We start from the raw sequence: 5087 nt of genomic DNA, 5'->3' as shown, positions 1-5087 counted from the left end.
GGTCCTCGGGGGCGGAGCGGGGGCCGAAACCCGCGTCGATCAGCAAGGAGCGGGGGCCGTCCTGGACCAGGAGGCCGCCCGTGTTGGCGACCAGGTGGGCCGTGTCGTTGAGGTGTGCGCCGTACTCGGTGTCGTGGAGGGTGGTGGCTGGGGGGAAGGGGGCCGACGGTTTGAGGAGCATCGCGCCGTCGGGTACGTAACTGACTTTGAGGTCGCCCACCTGGATCGAACACACGGCTGAGGGCCTGCGCAGTCGTCGTCTGTCGTTCACCGGTCACGGACTCCTTGCTGGCGCTGGGGCTGGGACGGAGAAGGGGCGCGTCCTTCCGCCCGGGGAGAGGCGGAGGGACGCGCCGGGCCCTCGTCGGTGCACTGCGACGGTGCCGGTGGGGCGGCGTACGGTGCGCGGCGCGCGACGGTCGCTCTAGACAGTGGTCCGCTTGCGCAGCACGGTCGTGGCGAGTGCGGCGCCCACCAGGGCGATGACGCCCGCGGTCACCATGCCGGCGTGCAGTCCTCCCAGCGTCGCCGCGGCGTCCGGTGCCGAGCCGCCCGCGAGGGAGGTCGTGCGGGCCACCGCGATGGCGCTGAGGCCCGCGACGCCGATCGCTGCCACGTACTGCGGCAGCTGGGAGAGGCCGCCCACGACGCCCTGGTCCTCCTCGGTGACGCCCGTCGTCATCACGGTGATGAAGGAGACGACGCTGAAGACGTGGCCCAGGCCCATGACCGAGGACGTGACGATGAGGACCGGGATGTTCGTGTTCTCCGGCAGGGCGAACATCGCGAGGGTGCCGACGCCCTGGATGAGCAGGCCCGCCGCGAGGACCTTCGCGCCGCCGAAGCGGCCCAGGAGGCGGGAGACGTACATGCCGCCGAGCATCGCGGCCGCGCCCTCACCGAGGTAGCTGAGACCGGCCTGGAGCGGGGTGAAGTTCAGGACGTTCTGCATGTAGAGGCTGAGGAGGACCGTGGTTCCCGCGCACATGCCGAAGGTGACGACACCGAACAGGCCTGACCACTTGATGGTGGGGCGGTTGAGGACGGTGAGCGGGATCAGGGGCTCGGGGTGGCGGCGCTCGACGAGCAGGAACGCGCCCAGCATGACCAGGCCGCCGACGATCGCGCCGAGCGAGTCGAAGCGGACCCAGCCCTTGTCGCCGCCGGTGGAGATGCCGTAGACGAGACCGAACAGACCGAGCGTCGCGAGGACCGCGCCGGGGATGTCCATGCGCTTGGCGGTGGAGGACTCGCGCATCGTCGGCAGGGCGAGTGCGCCGCCCACCGCGAGTGCGCCCATGACGCACAGCACGACCATGGTCCAGCGCCAGCTGAAGCCGCTGGTGATGACGCCGCCGCCGAGCGCGCCGAGCACGAAGCCGAGCGACATGACGGCGCCGTTGAGGCCCAGGGCGCGGGCGCGCTGCGGGCCCTCGGGGAAGTAGCCCGTCATCAGGGCGATGGCGGCCGGGGCGATCATCGCGGCGGCCGTGCCCTGGCCGACGCGGGTGGCGATCAGGACACCGGGGGTGTTGGCGAGCGCGGCGCCCAGCGAGAACAGGGTGAACAGGGCCACACCGAGCGTGAAGAGCTTCTTGCGGCCCACCAGGTCGGCGACCCGGGCGAAGAGCGGCAGCAGGCTCGCGGAGGGCAGGAGGCTCGCGGTGGCGACCCACTGCAGGGTGCCGGCCGAGGAGAAGCCGAGGCTGCTGCCGATGTCGGGGAGGGCCACGGTGACGATGGAGAAGTCCAGGCCGCACATGAAGGTCGCGCAGCACAGCGTGATCAGGACCAGCCAGCCCCGCGTGCTGAACGTGCTGGTGGGCGCGGGAGTGGGCGTGGGGGCATCGGTGACATCGGCGGTGACCGACGGCGGCGGTGCCGCGACAGCCGGCGGCGAGGACTCGGTGACAGTCATCAGGGGTGTCCTTCGTTAGATGATCGGGCCTGACCAGAATCGATTCGGGACGACTGCGCAACAAGAACGATCTGTGCAACGATCGATTCGCCGGGCTCATCGTTCGAGGTGAGAGGCGTGATGAGGGGTACGAGGCCGAGAACGGGCAGGCCGGGGAGGACGGGGAGCACATGGAACGCCAGGAGATCGAGATCTTTCTGACGCTGGCGGAGGAACTGCACTTCGGCCGGACCGCCGAGCGCGTGGGTGTCTCGCAGAGCCGTGTCAGCCAGACCATCGCGCGTCTGGAGCGCCGCATCGGCGCGAAGCTGTTCGAGCGCAGCAGCCGGCATGTGACGATCACGGCCATCGGGGAGCAGTTGAGGGACGGCATCGGCCCGGCGCAGCGACGTATCGAGGAAGAGATCGCCAAGGCCATGGCGGCCGGCCGGGGGATCAGCGGCACGCTGCGGATCGGCTTCTCGGGGGCGTTCACGGGCCATCTGCTGCACAGCGTCACCGGGGTGTTCGGGCGCCGTCATCCGGGTGTGGACGTACAGATCAGGCAGGTGCAGATCTCGGATCCGTACGGGACGCTGCGCGCCGGTGACATCGATCTGCAGGTCACCGAACTGCCGGTCGCCGAGGCCGACTTGACTACGGGGCCCGTACTGCTGTCGCAGCCGCGTGTGCTGCTGATGGCGTCCGGGCACCCGTTCGCACGGCGCGAGTCGCTGAGCGTGGAGGATCTGGCGGAGGCCACTCTGCTGACGGTGGCCAAGCCCGTGCCCGCTCAGTGGCTCGATCATCATTTCCCGCGGCAGACGCCGTCGGGGCGGCCCATTCCGCACGGACAGGCGATCTCGCACTGGGAGGACGCGCTGTCGCTGGTGCTCGCGGGGAAGGGCGTGACGCCGGTGGCGGCAGCGGGGATGCGCTACTACGCGAGGCCCGGGCTGACGTTCCGGCCGTTCAGCGATGCCCCCCGCATCGAGTACGCGTTCCTCTGGCCCACCGACCACGAGACGGGCCGGCTACGGGCGTTCGTGGAGGCCGCTGTGGAGCATGTACGTTCGCTCGGCGGGCCCACCAGGGCGCTGGAGACCCTGTGGGATTCCGAGGGCGACAGCCGCTGAGCGGGGTTCACCTCTCGGGGGGTTCGTACGGTACGAGGGTCAGGCCATGACCCCCGCGGCGGACAGATAGCGCTGGTCGGGGCGGTCCTGGAGCATCACGTGGTGCAGGGACCTGGTGGTCGGTGACGGCGTGATCCCGAGGTCGTCGCTCATGCGCCGGCGCAGCGACTGGTAGACGTCGAGCGCCGCCGCCCTGCGGCCCGACGCGTACAGGGCGCGCATCAGCCGGGTGTGCACGTTCTCGTGGTACGGGTGCTCCTCGACGAGGGCGACGGCATCGGCGACCGCCTCCTGGAACCTGCCGCTCAACAGGAGCGCGTCCACACGCACTTCGCAGGCCGCCAAGTGGGTTTCCATCAACACGCGTGTCTGGGCGGTGAGTTGGCTGCCCGGCTGTACGTTGCAGAACGGCGTTCCGCGCCACATCGCCAGTGCCTCGCCGAGGGTCTCGACCGCGCTCTGCGCCTCGCGGTTCTCCATCAGACCCCGGGCCTGGAGGACCAGTCGCTCGAAGCGGGGCCGGTCCCATTCGGTCTCGGCGAGCTTCAGTACGTAACCATTCCCGTTGGTGACGAGACGGTGCTCGGCGATGTCGCGCGCGGTGGTGCCGGTGGCTGCTGCCAGGGATTTGCGGATGGACCCTATGTAGGTCTGTAGCGCGGTGGTAGCGGTGCGGGGCGGCTCGCAGCCCCACACCTCGTTCAGCAGGGTGGGCACGGATACGCGGCGGTTCGCTCTGGCCAGGAGCAGGGCGAGCACCTGGCGTTGTTTGGGCGCGGTGGGTGTGATGTCGCGGCCCTGCTCGTGGACGTCGATCGGACCAAGGAGACGGAACTCCACAGCCACTCCCTCGTGATGGACGTGCTGTCCGCTTCTGCGGACGGCGGACGGCGGGTGGGTGAACAGGTGAACAGTCGAACAGGCGGGCTGAGGCGGGCGGATCGCTGGGTGGCACCGCTCAGGGTGCGGTGCGCTGCTGTGTGTACGGACATGTGTCGTGGCCGAGTTTCCGGTGGGCGGACGCGGCCGAGACCAGCGTCGCGTGGCGGTGCCAGCCGGTGTAGGACCGGCCGGAGAAGTCGTGCAGCCCGAGTTCGGTCTCGGCGGCGCCGGCCCGCGCCGCGGCACGGGAGGTGATGAGCGCGGCGGCCTGGGCGTGCCGTGCGGGGGGCAGGTTGGTCAGCCAGACCCGGTCGGGCCGCAGGGACGGCGACGCCCATTCGCCGACCAGCAGGCAGGTGCGGTCCCCGCCGGGCAGCGGCACCACGGTGGGCAGTGCGCCGAGCCGGGGCTGTCCGGCCGCGCTCGGTACGGCGGTGCGCAGGGGCGCGTGCCGCCGGACCAGAGTGCGTACGGTCTCCAGCGGCGGCGCGGGGGCCGTGGGGGCCGCTTCCCGGGACGGTGCGAGGGAGAGGCGGAGGGTGTCGGGCACGGCGACGATCCAGTCGTGGCCGCGTTCTTCGAGCCCTTCGACGAGGGCCTCGGCATCCATGTGTCCTTCCGGGTCGATGACGATGGGCGGGGCTCGGTGCGTGGTCCGCGCCAGGCGGTCGAGCAGGGCGAGGCAGAGTCCGGCGGCCGAGGTGTAGTGCGTGGCGCCGGGGATGCGTGCCTGCTCGCGCAGTCTGCTGTTCCCGGTCCAGTCGCGCGGCAGATACAACTGCCAGTCCACGGAGAGGTCCCCGAGGCCGGTGGTGAGGAACGCCCCCAGCGCCAGCTGGCAGTTGACGGTGCGGCCGAGTTCCGGCACGAAGCGCTGGTGGACCCCGGCGGCCAGGCTGCCCCGCTTGGGGATGACCACGGGGGCCAGGGTCCAGGCGTGGACGGGTGTGTGTTCGGCGACCCAGCGGGCGAGTTCGGCGCGGGCCGGATGCCACGGCCAGGGGCTGACGTTGACGAACTGCTGCAGTGACTGGGACGCCGTCGGGGACGGGGTGACGGCTGCCGCCATCCGCCGCAGCGACTTCTTGCCCGCGGTGTGCAGCAGCCCCTTGAGGTACACCTCGGCCCAGTGGCGCTGGTCGGCGCGGGGGAGGTGGGCGAAGAGCCGGTGG

4 protein-coding genes and 1 pseudogene are annotated in these 5087 nt (G+C 71.0%); 1 reads left to right on the top strand and 4 read right to left on the bottom strand.

The features are described 5' to 3' along the window. Positions 1-271, bottom strand: a pseudogene (locus tag J0695_RS37220) (MBL fold metallo-hydrolase); the annotation flags it as partial. Between the two features lie 153 nt (positions 272-424). Then, positions 425-1918, bottom strand: a complete 1494-nt coding sequence (locus J0695_RS37215) for an MFS transporter (RefSeq protein ID WP_242553677.1) — start codon at positions 1916-1918, stop codon at positions 425-427. Between the two features lie 170 nt (positions 1919-2088). Between J0695_RS37215 and J0695_RS37210 the strand changes: the two genes are divergently transcribed. Next, positions 2089-3033 carry a LysR family transcriptional regulator gene (locus J0695_RS37210; RefSeq protein WP_206969182.1) on the top strand — a complete coding sequence of 315 codons (945 nt, stop codon included), beginning with the start codon at positions 2089-2091 and terminating at the stop codon, positions 3031-3033. 39 nt (positions 3034-3072) lie between these two features. Here J0695_RS37210 and J0695_RS37205 read toward each other — a convergent pair whose 3' ends face one another. Both J0695_RS37205 and J0695_RS37200 read right to left on the bottom strand, forming a co-directional pair. Beyond that, on the bottom strand, positions 3073-3873 hold the full coding sequence (locus tag J0695_RS37205) for an AfsR/SARP family transcriptional regulator (protein WP_206969181.1): 801 nt from the start codon (positions 3871-3873) through the stop codon (positions 3073-3075). A 118-nt stretch (positions 3874-3991) separates the two neighbouring features. Continuing rightward, the coding region (locus J0695_RS37200) for an IS701 family transposase (protein WP_206969180.1) at positions 3992-5087 on the bottom strand (1096 nt) is incomplete at its 5' end.

Origin of the sequence: Streptomyces beijiangensis (assembly GCF_017315755.1) — a bacterium.
Classification (GTDB): Bacteria; Actinomycetota; Actinomycetes; order Streptomycetales; family Streptomycetaceae; genus Streptomyces; species Streptomyces beijiangensis.
Note: the sequence above shows the minus strand (reverse complement) of the source record. Positions and strands in the feature narration are given on the sequence as shown.

What these genes read in the sequence shown, in the direction of transcription:
- J0695_RS37215 (WP_242553677.1), bottom strand. Translation starts at nt 1,918, where the DNA reads ATGACTGTCACCGAGTCCTCGCCGCCGGCTGTCGCGGCACCGCCGCCG.
- J0695_RS37210 (WP_206969182.1), top strand. Translation starts at nt 2,089, where the DNA reads ATGGAACGCCAGGAGATCGAGATCTTTCTGACGCTGGCGGAGGAACTG.